At 48.7% G+C, this 16,436-nt stretch carries 18 protein-coding genes; 9 read left to right on the top strand and 9 right to left on the bottom strand.

Going from position 1 to position 16,436, the window contains the following annotated elements:
* Window positions 1-2: 2 nt before the first annotated feature.
* Genes JJQ76_RS09865 through JJQ76_RS09850 form a run of 4 tightly spaced genes read right to left on the bottom strand, consistent with a single transcriptional unit; the run spans window position 3 to window position 2,044 of the window.
* On the bottom strand, window positions 3-854 hold the full coding sequence (locus JJQ76_RS09865) for a diacylglycerol/lipid kinase family protein (protein WP_210396643.1): 852 nt from the start codon (window positions 852-854) through the stop codon (window positions 3-5).
* A gap of 6 nt (window positions 855-860) precedes the next feature.
* Window positions 861-1,223, bottom strand: coding sequence for a translation initiation factor Sui1 (locus JJQ76_RS09860; protein WP_210396642.1), 363 nt, complete (start codon window positions 1,221-1,223; stop codon window positions 861-863).
* A gap of 36 nt (window positions 1,224-1,259) precedes the next feature.
* Window positions 1,260-1,673: an alternative ribosome rescue aminoacyl-tRNA hydrolase ArfB gene (arfB, locus tag JJQ76_RS09855; protein ID WP_210396641.1), complete on the bottom strand. Its 414-nt coding sequence runs from the start codon at window positions 1,671-1,673 to the stop codon at window positions 1,260-1,262.
* On the bottom strand, window positions 1,670-2,044 hold the full coding sequence (locus tag JJQ76_RS09850) for a hypothetical protein (protein ID WP_210396640.1): 375 nt from the start codon (window positions 2,042-2,044) through the stop codon (window positions 1,670-1,672). Before JJQ76_RS09850 ends, arfB begins: the two co-directional genes overlap by 4 nt.
* 130 nt (window positions 2,045-2,174) lie before the next feature.
* On the opposite strand from JJQ76_RS09850, the gene JJQ76_RS09845 reads away from it, so the two are divergent.
* The 4 genes from JJQ76_RS09845 (at window position 2,175) to JJQ76_RS09830 (ending at window position 4,678) form a co-directional block, all read left to right on the top strand.
* Window positions 2,175-2,912, top strand: coding sequence for an AzlC family ABC transporter permease (locus JJQ76_RS09845; protein WP_210396639.1), 738 nt, complete (start codon window positions 2,175-2,177; stop codon window positions 2,910-2,912).
* Window positions 2,909-3,238 (top strand): AzlD domain-containing protein, encoded by a 330-nt coding sequence (locus tag JJQ76_RS09840; protein WP_210396638.1) that lies wholly within the window; start codon window positions 2,909-2,911, stop codon window positions 3,236-3,238. Before JJQ76_RS09845 ends, JJQ76_RS09840 begins: the two co-directional genes overlap by 4 nt.
* A gap of 60 nt (window positions 3,239-3,298) precedes the next feature.
* The gene (locus tag JJQ76_RS09835; protein ID WP_210396637.1) at window positions 3,299-3,991 is read left to right on the top strand and encodes a YciC family protein; all 693 of its coding nucleotides are present in this window, start codon (window positions 3,299-3,301) and stop codon (window positions 3,989-3,991) included.
* A gap of 132 nt (window positions 3,992-4,123) precedes the next feature.
* Window positions 4,124-4,678, top strand: a complete 555-nt coding sequence (locus JJQ76_RS09830) for a YfaZ family outer membrane protein (RefSeq protein WP_210396636.1) — start codon at window positions 4,124-4,126, stop codon at window positions 4,676-4,678.
* 479 nt (window positions 4,679-5,157) lie between these two features.
* On the opposite strand, the gene JJQ76_RS09825 is transcribed toward JJQ76_RS09830, so the two are convergent.
* The gene (locus tag JJQ76_RS09825) at window positions 5,158-5,352 is read right to left on the bottom strand and encodes a type 1 glutamine amidotransferase family protein (RefSeq protein WP_210396635.1); all 195 of its coding nucleotides are present in this window, start codon (window positions 5,350-5,352) and stop codon (window positions 5,158-5,160) included.
* A gap of 25 nt (window positions 5,353-5,377) precedes the next feature.
* On the opposite strand from JJQ76_RS09825, the gene JJQ76_RS09820 reads away from it, so the two are divergent.
* Both JJQ76_RS09820 and JJQ76_RS09815 read left to right on the top strand, forming a co-directional pair.
* Window positions 5,378-6,991: a recombinase family protein gene (locus tag JJQ76_RS09820; protein WP_210396634.1), complete on the top strand. Its 1,614-nt coding sequence runs from the start codon at window positions 5,378-5,380 to the stop codon at window positions 6,989-6,991.
* A gap of 219 nt (window positions 6,992-7,210) precedes the next feature.
* On the top strand, window positions 7,211-8,008 hold the full coding sequence (locus JJQ76_RS09815) for a toxin-antitoxin system YwqK family antitoxin (RefSeq protein ID WP_210396633.1): 798 nt from the start codon (window positions 7,211-7,213) through the stop codon (window positions 8,006-8,008).
* A gap of 98 nt (window positions 8,009-8,106) precedes the next feature.
* Here JJQ76_RS09815 and JJQ76_RS09810 read toward each other — a convergent pair whose 3' ends face one another.
* Both JJQ76_RS09810 and JJQ76_RS09805 read right to left on the bottom strand, forming a co-directional pair.
* A complete protein-coding gene (locus JJQ76_RS09810) occupies window positions 8,107-8,508 on the bottom strand; it encodes an H-NS histone family protein (protein WP_210396632.1) in 402 nt (133 codons plus the stop codon).
* 267 nt (window positions 8,509-8,775) lie between these two features.
* Window positions 8,776-10,533: a hypothetical protein gene (locus JJQ76_RS09805; RefSeq protein ID WP_210396631.1), complete on the bottom strand. Its 1,758-nt coding sequence runs from the start codon at window positions 10,531-10,533 to the stop codon at window positions 8,776-8,778.
* Window positions 10,534-11,048: 515 nt separating this feature from the next.
* Between JJQ76_RS09805 and JJQ76_RS09800 the strand changes: the two genes are divergently transcribed.
* The 3 genes from JJQ76_RS09800 to JJQ76_RS09790 all read left to right on the top strand — a co-directional run bounded on the left by JJQ76_RS09800 (window position 11,049) and on the right by JJQ76_RS09790 (window position 12,552).
* On the top strand, window positions 11,049-11,357 hold the full coding sequence (locus JJQ76_RS09800) for a hypothetical protein (RefSeq protein WP_210396630.1): 309 nt from the start codon (window positions 11,049-11,051) through the stop codon (window positions 11,355-11,357).
* A gap of 72 nt (window positions 11,358-11,429) precedes the next feature.
* Window positions 11,430-12,101, top strand: a complete 672-nt coding sequence (locus tag JJQ76_RS09795; RefSeq protein ID WP_210396629.1) for a recombinase family protein — start codon at window positions 11,430-11,432, stop codon at window positions 12,099-12,101.
* A gap of 199 nt (window positions 12,102-12,300) precedes the next feature.
* Window positions 12,301-12,552: a hypothetical protein gene (locus JJQ76_RS09790; RefSeq protein ID WP_210396628.1), complete on the top strand. Its 252-nt coding sequence runs from the start codon at window positions 12,301-12,303 to the stop codon at window positions 12,550-12,552.
* A 60-nt stretch (window positions 12,553-12,612) separates the two neighbouring features.
* Here the strand turns inward: JJQ76_RS09790 and JJQ76_RS09785 are convergent, their stop codons facing one another.
* Together JJQ76_RS09785 and JJQ76_RS09780 are read right to left on the bottom strand one after the other, a co-directional pair.
* Entirely contained in the window at window positions 12,613-14,121 is a 1,509-nt protein-coding gene (locus JJQ76_RS09785) for a hypothetical protein (protein ID WP_210396627.1), read from the bottom strand.
* Between the two features lie 1,098 nt (window positions 14,122-15,219).
* Window positions 15,220-16,425: a GIY-YIG nuclease family protein gene (locus tag JJQ76_RS09780; RefSeq protein ID WP_210396626.1), complete on the bottom strand. Its 1,206-nt coding sequence runs from the start codon at window positions 16,423-16,425 to the stop codon at window positions 15,220-15,222.
* Window positions 16,426-16,436: the final 11 nt, after the last annotated feature.

The raw sequence follows: 16,436 nt of genomic DNA, 5'->3' as shown, positions 1-16,436 counted from the left end.
GATTACACCGGCGCGATCACTCGCAGCGAGGCAGGCTCGACCCACGCATGCAGCGGGGTATACCCCACTGCCTCACCATCGGCACTGATCAGCAACCGTCGATGGGTATCCAGGCGACAATCCGTCACCCGCTCGAGCCGGATCACCTTGCGATTGAGGGGCCTCCCCAAGCGCGCCAGCAGCCACGCCAGGAACAGGCGAGGCAGCGGCCGAGCACGCACGCAAACCAGCGTCAGAGCCGCACTATCCAGACGCGCACCGTCAATCTGATGCCCGCCGCCAAACGAGGGGCCGTTGGCGATCGCGATCTCCAGCCAGCGCCCGTAAAGCACCCGTCCGTCATAGGTAATCCGCCCCCAGAATCCGCGCTTGCGAAAGAGCAGGGTGAGCAGGTGCCGCAGGTAACTCAACGGCCCCCAGCGCCGCTTGATCGCTTGAGAGGTACCCGCTCCTACCTGTGCGCCTAAACCCACGTGAGCGACGTTGAGGTAGATACGATTGTTGATACGTCCAACATCCAGACGCTGCTCCTGACCCGAGCGTAGCAGGTCCACAGCGCCAGACGGCCCCAGCGGCACCCCCAGTGCACGGGCAAAATCGTTGCCGGTGCCCGCAGGCAGCACCCCCATCTGTGCCTGCTTCGCCACACAAATGGTGGCTACCGCACTCTGGGTACCGTCACCGCCCAGAGCCAATAGCCGGTCATCTGCAACAACAGCTGCCGCCCAGTCATGGCGATCCAGCAGCAGACGCCCATCCAGAGTAATGTTCGCATCAGCCAGCGCCTGCAGCCAGGGTTTGAGCCGTTCGGGGCTGTCCGCCAGAGCGCGATGGGTGACCAGGTAGGTGGCCATACCCGGTTAGCCTCCGGCCTTCTTGACCTTGAAGCCCCGTTCACTGAGCAGGCTGGCCAACAGGTCGCGGTGGTCGCCCTGAATTTCGATGACCCCATCCTTGACCGCACCACCGACACCACATCGCTGTTTCAGGGTTTTGGCCAGCGTCTTGAGATCAGCCGCTGCCAGTGGCACGCCGGTAATCAGGGTCACCCCTTTGCCCTTGCGTCCTTTGGTTTCAAGGCTGACCCGCACCACGCCGTCGCCTTCGGGTATGGTGGCGTCATCGCGACAACAGCAGGCGGCGATCGCCTGACCGCATCCGGGGCAGGTGCGACCCACTTCGGTGGAATAGACCAACCCGCCCTGTGAAGACTTTTTGCCCACAACACACTCCTTGAACTGACGATGGAAATATGCGGATCAGTGATCGACCCGGCCACGCAGGGATTTTACGTTACTGCGGCGGGTTTTCGAATCCATCCGGCGGCGCTGGGACGCGCGGGTCGGCTTGGTCGCCACCCGTTTCTTTTCAACATAGGTGACGGAGCGGATCAACTCCACCAAGCGCTCAATGGCATCTTCACGGTTGGCTTCCTGAGTACGGTATTGCTGCGCCTTGATCACCACCACCCCCTCTTTGGAGATGCGCCGATCCTTGAGCGCCAACAGCCGCTCCTTGTACACTTCGGGTAACGACGAGGCGGCGATATCAAAGCGCAGATGGATCGCCGATGAGACCTTGTTGACGTTCTGACCGCCGGCCCCCTGCGCCCTGATCGCACTGATTTCGACCTCATCTGGCCGCAGCGCAACACGGTTGGATATCTCGATCACGGCTGCTCCAGCTCCCGCACCTCAACGCGTTCGGCCTCACTGAGCTGTACCTGCAGCCCGTCGATGGTGGTGAACTGCCGGCCCTGCAATGCGCTGCGATACGCCTGATAGCGCTGTTCCTCACCGGTAACCGGGTTAATCACCCGCACCTCCAGCTTCACCCGTTGGTCCTGCCAATCCATCACCATCAAGGTAGCCGCCAACACCACCGCGACCGCCAGCAACGCGGCCAGAATCCAACCCAAGCGACGCCCGGGACCGCTATCGCCCCCCTGGTTCTGCGCCACCGCCGCGGCTCGTCTGCGCTGCAGTTGCAGCAGAAAAAAACAGCCGAGAATCACCAGCAGGGTCAGCAGCAGTTTGGTCAGCATCGTGCTCTCCTTATCAAGCCGTTGATTCTCCGGTAGTGCCCGTCAACAATCAACCGCAGGACTCAAGCCGGTTGAACTGGCGCATAACCGTCCCCATTAACCGAGCTTTACTCATCAGGAAAAACCGGCCTTGAATGACGCGTCCGACAGTTCGACCGAATCCCCCGCCGAAGCGTTCCGTGCCGGGGCCCGGGCCACGCTGCCGCTGATCATTGGCGCCATCCCGTTTGGCATTCTATTCGGCACGCTGGCCGGCCCCAGCGGTTTGTCGGTCGCGGCAACACTGGCAATGTCGCTGATCGTGTTCGCCGGTTCAGCTCAGTTTATCGCCCTTGGCCTGCTGGCGGGCGGAGCCGGCATCGGGGTTATCGTGGCGACCACTTTCGTGGTCAACCTGCGCCATCTACTCTACTCGGCGGCGCTGGTGGAACGGGTCAAATCGCTGCCACAACGCTGGCGGGTCCCGATGGCGTTCTGGCTCACAGACGAGACCTTCGCCGCGGTTTCCAACCGCCTGCTTACCCATGAGCGGGATCCTAACCCCCATTGGTTTTATCTCGGCTCGGCCTTGGCGATGTACACCAACTGGCAGCTATGCACCTGGCTTGGCGTCGCCCTGGGCGAGTTGTTTCCGGATATGACCAACTGGGGGCTCGACTTCGCCATGTCGGTCACCTTTATTGGTATGGTTGCGCCCTATCTACGCAGTCGCCCCATGTGGCTCTGCGTGATTACCGCCGCCGCCATGGCGATGGCCACCTGGCAGTTGCCGCATAAACTCGGCCTGATCGTCGCGGCCTTATGCGCCATTGCGGTGGGCTATTCGGCACACCGCCTGGAACGTGCCCGCCTGGAGGCTCCCCTGTGAACGAACTTGCGCTGATCACCGGTATGTTTCTGGTGACCTTCGGTACCCGTTACCTGCTCTGGGGAACCGCAGGGCGTTTCCGTTTCCCCCCCTGGATGTCTGACGCGCTGGGCTTTGTACCACCAGCCGTGTTAACCGCGATTATCACTCCGGCAGTACTGGTCCCGGACGGTCAGGCGCCCGACATCAGCCTCGCCAACCCCTACCTGCTGGCAGCACTGGTGGCGCTGGCGGTGGCCCTGTGGCGACGCAACCTGATGCTAACGATTATCGTGGGCATGACTCTGTTCATGCTGCTGCGCTGGGGATTGGGGCTGGGTGGTTAAGCCTTGGCCGCAGCGCCCGCAAAGGTTAGGATGCGGCGCATCATCTCAGGAACACGGATTATGACCAAACTGCTGCGCGAAGCCTGGTTCTTTACTCGAACCCACCTGAAACCGCTATTGGCGATCGCCCTGATCTACACCCTCCCCTCGACCCTGATGGAGCTTAGCCGGCTGGGCGCCGAAGAGCCGCTGCCCCAGAACCAGCAGCTGGTGATCGGCGCGCTGTTTATCTGCCTGGGCGTCATCCAGTTCGGTGCCGCGATGATCTTTATCCACCGGCGAGTTGAAGGCGCGGCCGTCAGTCTGGCGGAGGCCATCAGCCTGGCACTCAAGCAGCTACTGCCACTGCTGCTGGTCAACATCCTGATGGCGTTGATGATCGCGGGCGGATTGATGTTGCTGATTTTGCCCGGTCTGTTTCTGGCCTACAAACTGCTGTTCGCCGAATTCATGCTGCTGTTCCATGGCATGGGGCCGATCGATGCGCTCAAGGCCAGCTACCGCAGCACTCGCGGGCTGGCGGGTGAAATACTGCCCCCGCTGTTACTCTGGGCCGGTTTGGTGATCGCCGTATCCGTGGCAGGCACTCTGCTGTTTAACCCTGACGGTGAAAGCGGCGCCTTGGGACTGCTGGTGCAAGAGGGTTTGTCCATGCTGGTATCCGTCTACGGCTGGGCGCTGCTGTACCGACTCTATCAATGCTTTATCACCGCACAGATAGCAGCACCAGCGCGACCTGACGACGAGTTTTAAAGCCACTGCCCGGGCCGCCGCTAACCTGACCAACCCGGCGCGGCCGGAACCAATCGAGGGGGACGCAGTCAATGGAGTGCGACACGCGTCACCCATTTTAAGACCACAGACAATATAGCCATGGATCGATTTATGATGACTCCTACTTCCGCCACCAAAGCCACCCTTGCCGGGCTAGCTGTTGCCCTGATCAGCTCCGCTGCTAACGCCAGTGATTTCAACTTCGGCATCAACAACGACACCATCGAGCTGGGGCTGTATGCGCCGATGTCGACCACGTCGCGCCTGAGCGCCGAATACTTCTACCATGATGAAGATGGCAAAACCCTCGGCCTCGGGTACCAGGTCACCAATCGTACCCAGATGGGCGATGTGGCCATTGGCGGCAAGCTGGTTAAACTGTGGTCAGACAAGCGCGACAACGGCCATGCCTTTGCCATCGGCGGTGACTACAAGCTGCCGCTGGATCACAAGCTCTGGCTGGGGCTATCCGCCTACTACGCGCCGAGCGTACTCTCCTCTTCTGGAGTTGACCGCTACTATCATGCCGATATCAAAGTAGGCTACAACCTGATGCCCAATGCTGACCTGTTTGTCGGCTATCGCGATATCCACTTCAAGTTCGACAACCAGCCCAGCCTGACCCTGGAACAGGGTGCTTACCTGGGTGCACAGCTCAAGTTCTAAGCCTTACCTCGCCGCCCACGCCGTCGCAGCAGCGATGGCGTGGGCGCACCATAGCCACTGATTTTTCAAACAACGGTTATCCAAAAACCACTCTCTGCCCCACGCCACGCCAGTAATCGCGATCCTGGCTCATCATGGTTAGATATTTCCAATATTAAGCTCGCGACCTTGAGGTGAAGGCCAGGTGGCACGATCATCTGTGGCATAGCCCCCGGATGAGGGACCAGGGGGGGGTTATCCCTATGTTTCGGTTCTGGTTTCTGATTGTTATTGCGCTCTTCTATTTAGCCAAGACCTTTCTCGGGAAGGGGCAGCAAGCACTGATGACTCCAGTCTGCAGGTTCTGAAAAAGAGGTTCACAAGCGGCGATATGACCAGGAGAAGCTCGAGCGTCGTTACCAGAAGTGAAGCAGGTCGATTAAAAGCACCAAGCTGGCGCCCCCCCCGATCAGCAGATACCGGGCTAATCCATCATCACATCAGTCGCCCAATAAAACCCGATCAACAAATTTCCTGAGCAGGTGATTTGACTCCGGGGTCTCCACCGCCGCGTCCAGGATTTGCTGCAGATGGCCGTCGCCATCGGTGTACTTGGCGCGAAACAGGGTCAATCGATCGATCAGCACCTGCTTATCAACCTCCGGGTGCCAGTAAGTAGCATTGTCCAAACACATAGGCTAACCTCTGTGAATGCTAGAGATGAAGCTTTACAGTTACCGTCGGATTTCAAGCGCGGTCCAAAAGAAAGGACATGGGCTATCACGACAATCCGACACTGAACTGCTTCAGCGCCTGTCAGCAAAATACAACCTACCAATATCCGACGAAGTTTTCAGCGATGAAGGTCGCAGCGCGTATCACGGCGACCATCTTGAAAACGATCTTGGCCGCTTTTTACACGCAGTAGAGATTGGCAAGGTCAGGAAAGGCTCAATTTTAGTAATCGAGTCTTTGGACAGACTTTCGCGCCAAGCGGTTAACAAGGCCCAAGAGCTGTTCCTTTCGATCATCAATCGTGGAGTCCGAATCTATACTGGCATCGACGACAAGCTGTACGACAGCGAAGATCAAAACTTGTCAGCGTCGTTGATTGTCTCGCTGATCTACTTCGAACGCGCCAACAACGAATCGGCACACAAATCGTTCCGAACTAAAGCCGCCCAGAAAGCGGCAATAAAAAAATACCTGTCTGGTGAGCGTTGCATCATACCCACTGGCAAAAACCCTTCGTGGGTTGCCGTAAACGAAGAGCGTAACGGCTTTGACCTCGTCCCAGACAAGCAGAGAACTCTTCTCAGACTCAGTGAGCTGTATTTAGAAGGCAAAGGTATGGTCGCGGTTGTTCGGCAACTTGCCGCCGAGGGTTATGAGCCGATTACCAAAGCGCACAACACAACGGTTTATCAGCGCCTGATTCGCAGCCCAATGCTTTATGGCGAAAAGACCTACACGATTGAAAGGCACAAATACGAACTGCCTGATTACTACCCGCCAGTTATGGATCGAGAAACGTGGCTCCGTATGCAGCACCAGCGGACCAAGCGTGTCAGACAGCGCGGGCAAACACCGGACATCAAACTGCTCACTGGCATTGGCATCACCAAGTGCGGCTACTGCGGCTCACCGATTGTTAGCCACGGCAAAAACACGCTGATCTGTCGGACCAAAACCAGAGGCACCGATCATTGCGTCAGAGGCACGGTCAATCAAACCGCGCTTGAAGATGCCATCTTGGCATCGGTCAACGACTGCAAAGGGCTGCTATTCAAGCCCAACAATGATGAGCTGACGGTCAAGCGAATAAAGCTCGTCGAAGAACTGGAACAGGTTAAGGCCAAGATTAAACGACTGGTTAAGCTCGTGGCCCTACTCGATGATGAGATCGAAGACACCGCGATTGAACTCAACAAGCTCCAAGTCCAGAAAAACCACCTAGAAGCTGACATCGAGAATCTGGAGATCAGCGACCAGAAGAAAAACGTCACGCTTGAGGATTGGCAGCCCTACTTAGATTCACATCATCCAGACCGACAACGGCTGCGTGAACTAATCCAAGATACTTTTGAGAGCATCTTAGTGCACTGCATTGGAAGCTGGGCAGACATCGACACTCTCGACGAGATGATCGAGCACCAAGATTTCTATCAAAAAAAGTATGTTGCTTCTGTTGAGCTGATCGCACGAACTGGCGAGCGTTACGGCATCACACTGCACAAAAATAATGGTGGCTATGAAATTGGTTACGTGCCGAAGCTCACAGAAAAAGACCGATCCGAGATCGATAGGCTAAACCAGCTACATGGAGTTTCCTGAAAACCAATCCGCCAGTACTTTAGGCGCCCCAAAGTATAAGACCCAGCACAAACTCTTCAGCCTTCTCTTCTGCTCCACACTCTCCCTTTCTATACACCTACCACATAACGACCAGCCCTCGGCGAAAACTCACGGGAATGCTAGCCAAACATACATAGTAAACGGCCACGAATTAATATAGCCTATCGTTTAAACCTAACATTACATAAGAGGGATACTATGTATAAAACGATTGTATCATTGAGTGCGCTAGTTCTCCTTAGCGGTTGCTTTGAAGAAAAAGTCCTAGATAAAGGCAAAGTAGTTCATAGGAACGGATTAGCTTATGAAATAAATAGCAACGAACCTTTCACAGGATTTAAAACATCATCTTATGCTAACGGGCAACTAGAATACAAAATGAAATTCGTAGATGGCTTATCCGATGGCCCTTATGAGTTTTGGTATGGAAATGGAACCAATCAGGTTCAAGGTTCCTACTCTAAAGGAAAGGAAGACGGCTCTAGAAAGATATTCAAAAGAGATGGAACTTTGGATTATGAATTAACATATTCAGAAGGCGTAATTGTTGGATATAAAGAGCTGAATGGTGACGGATCTATTAAAGTAGACGTAACGTCAACAGATAAAAATGGTACAACAAATAGCAAGCCAATATCAGATAAAGAAATATGCATAAAAGACAAACTATCTAAAGAAACATGGTATATAAGATTTGATGAGGAATACTACACAAACGCTTCAAATAGAATCAAAGATATCAATGATTCTAAAATGTGTGGCAAAAACAGCTGGGATCTAGCAAAAACATCTGACATGAAAAACAGCTCAAGCGTTTTTCTTTCCAGCGCTACAGTGCAGAGAAAAGAAAAGATATTCTCACCGGGTGCAAAATATTTCTGGATCAAGTCTGATAACGATTCTGACTCTGCTCCATATGCAGTCAACAGTTATCAAAGGCCATTCAAATCAACAAACGATAAAAAACGTGGAGCCATATATAAGTCTCAGTCTTGATCTACTCAAATAACTATGACTTATTGATTTTCAATATTTAATAGGCAATCTACAATGATGGTGCCAACAACCTGCCATCATTGTAGATTTAAGCGGGATCAGATCAGACAGTCTTCCTTGCTGCCACCGTTGTCGAAGTACTCTTGAAACACCTTAGGAGTACGCCCACGGCCAGTCCATTGCACAATATTGCCGTCAACACCCTCGATCTGATACTTGGGCTTAACGCTGCCCTTCGTCGCGCTTTTGGCTTTTGCACCACCGATAGCTGCTTCGAGTTCTTCGGCTGAAATCCCAGCTTGAGCCATGGCCTTACGAAGCTCTTCAATTTTCTGTTTCTTCTCTTTGTTGGCTTCGGCAGCCGCAGCTTCTTCAGCCGCACGTTCTTCTATGACCTCCTGAGCGTTGGTTAATAGCTTCTCAAGCTCTGCAACAGATAGGTCTTTGGCAGCCTTACGGAAAGAGTTTTTACGCAACAACAGCTGAATGCTATCGGACATATTTAGAGGGCCTTTTTCAGATGTGAATTCGTGAGGGTATATGTCGGCACTGATTATCGATGCTTTAAATCTTATATTGCTCTGTCGTCGTCAGACTGTAGCATCGAAGATATGGACAAGCAGCGCTTTGAAGAAATCCTATTCGATCCCAAGCGCACTGTCACGGAAGTTGTTAAGCACTATCCAGATCGGACAGTAAGAAGGTTGGTCGATTCGAAAGGCAAAATTTTGGCTGAGCAAATCGTATCCGAAAAAGGCCCCCTATTTTCACAGCAGCATTGTGCTATCAACAGTAATCCTCTGAACAAGTGAATTGATTTTCTGCCCTGTCTTTTTTACTGATCTGATATAACTGTCAGAAATGAAATTCGAAGAATCCTGGCAAAAGACACGATCGTATTCGTCGATGATAGTTAACAGGTCTTCTGTTTGGAGTATCAACAGATTTGCATTAGGGACAAAGGCATAACTGCACACCAAGTTGTGCTGATCGAAGTTGCTAACAATCTGCTTCGCTTCACATGGCAACTGGCGATAGATCACTGGATCAATCTTAGACAGCTGTTTAAGTGTATACCGCTGTGCAACCCCAAAGTTCTTGGCCTGGTATTCAGCAACAAGCTTAGGCTTAAGATTCGCCCCCTGAATTTGGTTATTGAAAACCGTGATCCGAAAATACTCTGGTTTTGGTAGCTCTTCATCAAACGTCACATCCCAGCCCGTTGTTGCTAACACATGCCGAGACAAAGCTACCGCATCAAGCCTGCAACTGGTCTTGATACAATCGTGTACTGGCAGTAGCAGCTTTTGATCACCGTGCTGTTCCCAAAACTCAATCACATGATCAAGTATCGAGCCTTCAATACTCTGATAGATGTTGGCCAGCAGTTTTGACTTTTTTGTTTTGGTGCTGATCTTCGCACCTCCATGCAGCACGTACTCCTTTTGCTTCTTCGCTTCAGTAACAATGCAATCGCCTATAGCTTTATATTCCGCGATAAACGAAGCCACAAACGGGTCAGCCAAAAACTGATCAACTTGTTGTCCGAGGTACTTATAAAGCGCTGTTTGAACCTCTCTTTTCTTACTGAAGTCCCATATCCGACCTTGAGCCTTGGCGAAAAATCCAATGCTGGTGAAGGCCATCTTCACATCATCAACGGATACGTTAACTCGCTTTGCTACACACTTCCTGATGGCTGATCGATCCGCAATATACTGATCAACATGCTGCGCAGAGATGTTCGGATCGATACGACGAGCGTACTGAGTAAGCACTGCGAAACTACAGCACTCAATATCATAGGAAAAGTGACGACCAAGACAGATGTCCCTAATTTCACGGCTACAACCAGACTGTAGATTTATGCCCCTCGCATAGAGCCTTCCTGCATCTGACCGTTCAATTTCATGCGGTATACATCCATTGTTGTCTATCGCGATCTTAAGAGCGGTTGCTAGAAACACCTTCTCTTTTCGTGTCGTTAAAGCGGTATACCTTTGCTGGACCATCTTTTGTATACCATCAACATCGACCAAAACATTGAGGTTACTATTTGGTACTGACAGATCTACACTAGTATTTTTTACTACCCATTGCCCTTTATCTATTACAAGCTCGTCAACTTGATGGCAAAGCGCATCAAACAGTTGGTCTACTTTTTTATTGTTTAAGATATACAGACTAGCTATCCCTTTGCTGCCTTTTATCAGCCGATTAAAGAACGGCATTTTTTCCTTATAAAAATCCCAAACCCTCTTCCTACTCTCTATTCCTCTACCCGCTGTAAAAGTAGTATTTGACATTGACGATTCGAATATTGGGAATCCTTTCTTATTTTTGGGGTAGCTTTTATGTGCCTGATGAAAACTACCAAGAAAAACACCTTCAATTTGTTCAATGTATTTGTCGTAGCCTTTTTTATAGTTCCTTTTTTCCTTTTGATCAGTGATATTCAGCCGTTGGCAAAACGCTTCAAAAGCAAGCTCAGGAAACTTCGTTTTAAGCAAATTTTGAATATCCATGCAGACCCTTATATATCAACAACTTACATGCACGCACAGAAAAGCAAGCAACTACAAATCAATAACTTACAGACTCTGACAGTCCCAAAAGTGTACAAACTACTGTATTAATAGTGGGAGAATGGCATTAAAATGCCCCGATTTGCTGCTTTACACAAGCCCTTATTGCGCATTAGCGCACTTCTATTGGTTATTAGGCACTCTGTAACCAACTGTTATTAATAGCAGCTATAAGCTATTTAGCAGCACATATTGCCAATAACGGCTCTAGCCACCCACTGCAAAAGTGTACAAACTACTGTATTAATATTGGAGAATGGCATTACATACCCAAATTGCTATTGCCATATAGAGCGCTTGAGCGCACTTCTTATTAATTGGTAGTTCTCTGTGTTTTTTTTGTCACATGATATTGTCTGTCACAAACGCCCCCACCAAAATCATAAGTGAAAAACCCAGCTGCGAATCTTGCTGACCTGTTTATCACTGATAAATAAAACAAAAAGGAGACCGCTATGAGCGAACAACCAAAAACAGGCAGCCTCCGAGATGCAGCCAAATATCTCGGAGTTAGTTACACCACGATCAGAAACTTACAAGCGAAAGGGCTGCCGATGATCGAGCCAGGAAAACGCGGCGTTGCAGCCATCATTGATTTGGAGGCGGCCCGAGACTGGTACATCGAAGAATTCCACATGCCGGCCGAATGGCAGCAGCAACGAGAACAGTTGATGGATCAACAGCGCCTACTTAGAGAGCTGGCAGGTAGGCGTGCAATTCTATACGCCCAATATATTGCCCGAGAGCATGGCGGCGTAGAATAGAGATTTTTCTTCGGCTTTCACGACAATAGACTGCAATTAACAACACGCAAGACGACCGTTTAGGGTGATGTTATGAGCAACAACAATCAGAGCCAAAGAGTAATTAGCTACCTTCGGGTCTCGACAAACCAGCAGGAAAAAAGCGGCCTCGGATTGGAAGCCCAAAAAGAGATCGTTGGGAAATACGCTGAAAACTTCGGAGCCGAAATCCTACAAGAGTTTGTCGAAGTCGAATCGGGCGGTAAGAACGACCGCCCTGTTCTGGCCGAAGCTCTGAGAATGGCCCGACTAAAAAATGCAGTGCTTGTGATCGCCAAGTTAGACCGGCTCTCTAGGAACCTCGCTTTTATGGCCTGCCTTATGGACAGTGGCGTTCGGTTCGTCTGTTGTGACAATCCGAATGCCAACGACATGACAATACACATTTTGGCGGCAGTCGCTCAGCAAGAGCGAAAGTTGATCTCAGAAAGAACCAAGGCAGCACTGGCCCGTAAAAAAGCCCAAGGTTTTAAGCTCGGCAATCCGAACCTGCACCTTGTACGCAACACAGACACTCGCCGAGCAACAGCGGCATCAAAGGCAGCAACGCAAAGTTGGCTGTCGGACATCAAAGACGCGGTAAGCCAGTTCGATCATATGACGCTTGCTGCGGCCGCAGATGCGTTGAACGACCTCGGTTTTACAACGAGACGGGGTAAACAATGGTCGGCTATGCAGGTGAGCAGAGTTCGAATGAGCTATTGATACAAGAATGTTAAACAATCAGTGCAAAGCGCACTTTTATTATTTTGTTTCAACAAGATACAACAGACATAAAAACGCAAGAATATGGATATTCTAATTTTCTGTCGTACTTCTAGCTGTTGCTAAAGAGCTACTGGCTGGAATATTTTTCACTCAAGAGCGCTCTTAACCAAATCCACTTCCTACTGGAGAATTTTGAATGAGTGAAACTAACGATATCGATGACCTACTAGCTTCGATTGACGCCGAAAAGCGGGCCGAAAACTCTGCGAAGAAAGCGGAAGAACTGAGGAAAGCGGCCAATGCAAGCCTGCAAGCTCAAATCGACGATAGGATTAGCAGCCTTATTTCCGAGTTCGGGCTAGATCACGACAAGCTTTATAAGTTCATCGAGTCCCATAAGGTTAAATTTCCTTCAACGTCTAACCAAGGTACGACATCAGAAGAATAGGAGTAACAGCCTACAACTTTAGCTAGTATCTAATAGCGGCAGTAAAGTACTGCCGCTATTTTATCTGAACCAAACCTCTGTTTTTTCTCTTCCCCAATCATTTACGTGCTCAGCCCTGGACTCATCATCCCACTCCCCAGATCCAAAAACCCGATTTTTAAGTACAAACTCATCGTTAATATAAAAGACTACAAACTTTGAGTCGTCTTTTAGAGTAATCTTAATATTCAAGTACCTTTCTGAGCCCACGTATCCAAGAAAGCTTTTAGCAAGAGGCTTCCTATTCAGGTACTTCCGATACACTTCTATCTTGTCGATACAAGCTTTTGCCAATTTGTCTGCATGCTTTCTCTTATCGATATTATCAATATTCAGCACATCGCTATCAATTGCCAGCCAGTCATCATCTAATTCAGAATCATCACAATGCCTAGTAGAAACAGCTTCCTTAATATTCCTAAGATCATCTTTGTTCAAGAACGGATTATAACTAGAAGGCATATTTGCATCCCAGTGCCATAATCTATGGCCACACACCCTGAATATAGCATCCTCCACAACTGACTGCATAAACGAATATTTTGAAGCTCGTGTATCTTGGTAATGGTTGTTTTCACACCGATACCGTCGCTCCCGACTATTTTCGTCATAGTAAGCAGTGAATTTTTCATTGCAGAATCGGCATAAAATACGGTCGCCTGCAATATCCACATACTCTCTTCGATTAATCAATTCGTTTATCTGGTCATATTCATCAATGGTAACTGGTGCGAATTTATAATACTCTCGAGCAACCTTAGATCTTTCACCTAATTTAAAAACCCTGTCTCCATACATTGAAACATCTGATAGTGTTTCCTTGATACCTTTTGGCAGCAAGTGATTATTTTTTACATTTGAATGTGAAAGTTTAATATTAGGGTATTCTTCTCTTACTTTTTTGCTCGTCTTCCAGATCGACAAACCTTCATTCAAAACACACCTAATGATAAACTCAATCACAAAATAAGTTTTATCATTTCTAACAACAAATCCAGACTCTTCTTTTGCCCACCACACTTTGTTAGGTATCTTCTTCAAACTCACAACCGGATTGCTATTACCTACTCTATTATTATTGTGATAATCTATTTTTCCTTCTAAGATACTGAAAGATTTTTTATTAGAAGCCTTTTTCTCATCAAAAGAATACTTGGAACTTATTATTTTTGCTAAAAATACTTCATTATCATCAGAATACTTTGGATATATTCCAACCCGGTCAACTTCAACAATCGCCACCGACACGTGCCTTGTAATGCTTCTCAATAAAGATTCATCTAAAGCTCTATGTTTATGCCCCATACCTAACAGCAACCAAGAATCTTTATCTACCTTCCCTTGATCACACGCGTGCAAAAAATCGGTGATAGTATCAGAGGCAACCTCGATTACATCTCCTGAGTGTTTTAAACCTGAATGTTCACATATTCGCTTTATCTTTTCTTTCAAATGATGAGATATTCTATCGACCAGCGATGGTTTACTTCCATTATCTATAAAGCAGTACGCATCCTTTTTCTTAGCCACAACAGTAAAACCTTTAGCCTTGATAATGATGATAAATAATGTAAAGCATACAGTTACGCAACCATGAAAATATCCGAAATAACATCATTAGAAAAGGACACCTCGGCTTCAAACGCGACCATCGGACCTAAACAGTCGGAGCCAGGCAAACCGTTGAAGCCTGTCCAGCCACCGGAAAAGTACCAGCACCGCGACAAGGATGATCTTGAGCCGCAAGACAAGCCCCCAAGAAGCTCCTACAAGCCAGTGAAGCCAAAACCGCCAGAGAAGCCTGTCTAACGATCTTGTGGACGGTATCTTGGCTGAGCCAATGCTGCTCAGCTTGGGTCCATGATGTTTACCGGCTACCTATTGGTTAGGCCGCCACACTAAAGAGGGTTTAGCCGCGGCTTTTGACCAAAAATTTCTCCGCGCCGCGCTCGCATCTCAACCGCATATGCTTCTGCACTGCTGTCGACCAGAACTTACTGGTAATCGAGGTGGTCATGTATGAACTGTTTGGTGAGGTGGTCTAAACGGATCTCACCGCTAGCGAACCTTGGCAGGTCATCCGATACAAGACTTGGTATGACTAATCTGTTTGCTACGTAGACGCAGAACTGGTCGCCGCTGAGCCGTCCAGAAGCATGACTGTTCAGCCTAGTCACTAATCCGTACTTCTTTTTGCCCTGCTCTAACGCCCTCTCGATTTCCCTTCCGGACATACCGCAATAGAACAAGTCATCACCATTCCAGATTGCGTAAACGCCAGCACATACCGATGGGATACTTCCGTTAGGCCAATCCGAAAAGCTGAAGCGCTGTGAGAATTCCATGTCCGAATTTGAGCCTCCTGAGCCGATGCCCTATCTTCGCATAGATATAGAGCCTGCATGAACCTAAGCGCCCTCTCTCCCGCGACAAACTACCAATAGGTTAGGCCCACATTTAGCTGTCACAGGAAGGGGGGGGGCTATGTCTACGACTATCTCGAAACGGGCTTCAAAAATCCGGTTAAAATTCAGAAACGAAAAATATTAGCACTCAGCATACCTTGCACTAATAAACGCAAAAGCAGCCAAGGTTTTTCCGCTTGAAGTGTGTGATTAGCTGGATATATTATTCGTCATTTTTTATTTCAGAGGCGAAACACCAACCATAACCATAAGCCTTTTTTCGGTAACCATATCCGGTCGAACAGGGCTTTCGTAAGCAGACAGAACTAATAGATGAAACACAATTCGTGTTTTTAGCCATGCCATTATCTACGAGCCATCTTGCTGCTGCATGCTGGCTAGGGAATTCCCTTAAAACTTTACCAGTCAGCAAGTCAAGCATATAGATTTCTTTGCTTGTTTTAGCCGCCGCAGCTCTAGCCCTTTTTTTCGAGTTAGCCACTGCTTCATCTGGATTTTTTTCTTTCCATTCTTTTAGAGATGCTTTTCGTTTTGAGTTAGCTTCTTCGCTAGTACGAGATTTAATTAGCTTTTCTTGCCATTCTCTATGTTTCTCTGGATTTTCTTGTGCCCACTTCCTAAGGCTTTCCTTTCGCTTCTCTTGAACTTCAGAGGATTTTATAGCTCTGTGATTTTTCCTTCTAGACTCCAAGTATTCCCTGGGTTTTTCTCTCTTCCATTTATTTATTCGATCACGAGACATTTCGCGATATATCTCTTCGCTCATCACCTCTTTTATTCTTTTATTTCTTGCACGTAAGGCCGGAGTATCTCCTGACCGAAAGGCCTTTATAGAGGCTTCCAACATAGGCTTAAACTGTTCAGGATTGGCTCGCATATGCGCACGTTTTTTTTCACTTGATTCAGCAACCGAAGGATGCTTGCTAGTGCCACCTCCACCTGCTACAAGATTAAGGCATTTTTCATCCAACAGTAAGTCACTATCTACTATAGAAGCTTCCAACTCCTCTGTTTCCTCTGCAGTCTTACATGCTGCAATATAATAACGCAAAAACTGCTCTTTATATTTTTTAAACTTATTTGAAAACTTAACACCTGATCCAGGATAACGCTGCAAATCAGACCATCTTGGACGATTAGCCTTACCTATATAGTACTCACCGCTTTTAAAATTTACTTGGATATAAACAACCCTGTAATAACCATCATTTTTGTTTCTCTTGCGAATAAGATCACTTTGGGACAATACATCAAACCAGCGATCTTTTATTCTTATACGCTCTTTACTAATCCCCAACCTAGCCAAATTTAACTTTGACTTTGGCAAACGATCCTCACTGGTACCGAACGACAATTCCAGCGGGTTAAACATCTCAATTTCAATATTATCGTTAATAGTTATTATCATGATCTATATTT

The organism is Motiliproteus sediminis (genome assembly GCF_017912535.1).
GTDB lineage: Bacteria > Pseudomonadota > Gammaproteobacteria > Pseudomonadales > Balneatricaceae > Motiliproteus > Motiliproteus sediminis.
The sequence above is the reverse complement of the archived record's forward strand: the minus strand, read 5'-3'. Positions and strand labels throughout refer to the sequence as shown.

Bases quoted from the DNA above. Each gene is read 5' to 3' on its own strand.
- JJQ76_RS09865 (WP_210396643.1), bottom strand. From the start codon at position 854: ATGGCCACCTACCTGGTCACCCATCGCGCTCTGGCGGACAGCCCCGAA.
- JJQ76_RS09850 (WP_210396640.1), bottom strand. From the start codon at position 2,044: ATGCTGACCAAACTGCTGCTGACCCTGCTGGTGATTCTCGGCTGTTTT.
- JJQ76_RS09835 (WP_210396637.1), top strand. From the start codon at position 3,299: ATGACCAAACTGCTGCGCGAAGCCTGGTTCTTTACTCGAACCCACCTG.
- JJQ76_RS09830 (WP_210396636.1), top strand. From the start codon at position 4,124: ATGATGACTCCTACTTCCGCCACCAAAGCCACCCTTGCCGGGCTAGCT.
- JJQ76_RS09825 (WP_210396635.1), bottom strand. From the start codon at position 5,352: ATGTGTTTGGACAATGCTACTTACTGGCACCCGGAGGTTGATAAGCAG.
- JJQ76_RS09820 (WP_210396634.1), top strand. From the start codon at position 5,378: ATGAAGCTTTACAGTTACCGTCGGATTTCAAGCGCGGTCCAAAAGAAA.
- JJQ76_RS09815 (WP_210396633.1), top strand. From the start codon at position 7,211: ATGTATAAAACGATTGTATCATTGAGTGCGCTAGTTCTCCTTAGCGGT.
- JJQ76_RS09810 (WP_210396632.1), bottom strand. From the start codon at position 8,508: ATGTCCGATAGCATTCAGCTGTTGTTGCGTAAAAACTCTTTCCGTAAG.
- JJQ76_RS09805 (WP_210396631.1), bottom strand. From the start codon at position 10,533: ATGGATATTCAAAATTTGCTTAAAACGAAGTTTCCTGAGCTTGCTTTT.
- JJQ76_RS09800 (WP_210396630.1), top strand. From the start codon at position 11,049: ATGAGCGAACAACCAAAAACAGGCAGCCTCCGAGATGCAGCCAAATAT.
- JJQ76_RS09795 (WP_210396629.1), top strand. From the start codon at position 11,430: ATGAGCAACAACAATCAGAGCCAAAGAGTAATTAGCTACCTTCGGGTC.
- JJQ76_RS09790 (WP_210396628.1), top strand. From the start codon at position 12,301: ATGAGTGAAACTAACGATATCGATGACCTACTAGCTTCGATTGACGCC.
- JJQ76_RS09780 (WP_210396626.1), bottom strand. From the start codon at position 16,425: ATGATAATAACTATTAACGATAATATTGAAATTGAGATGTTTAACCCG.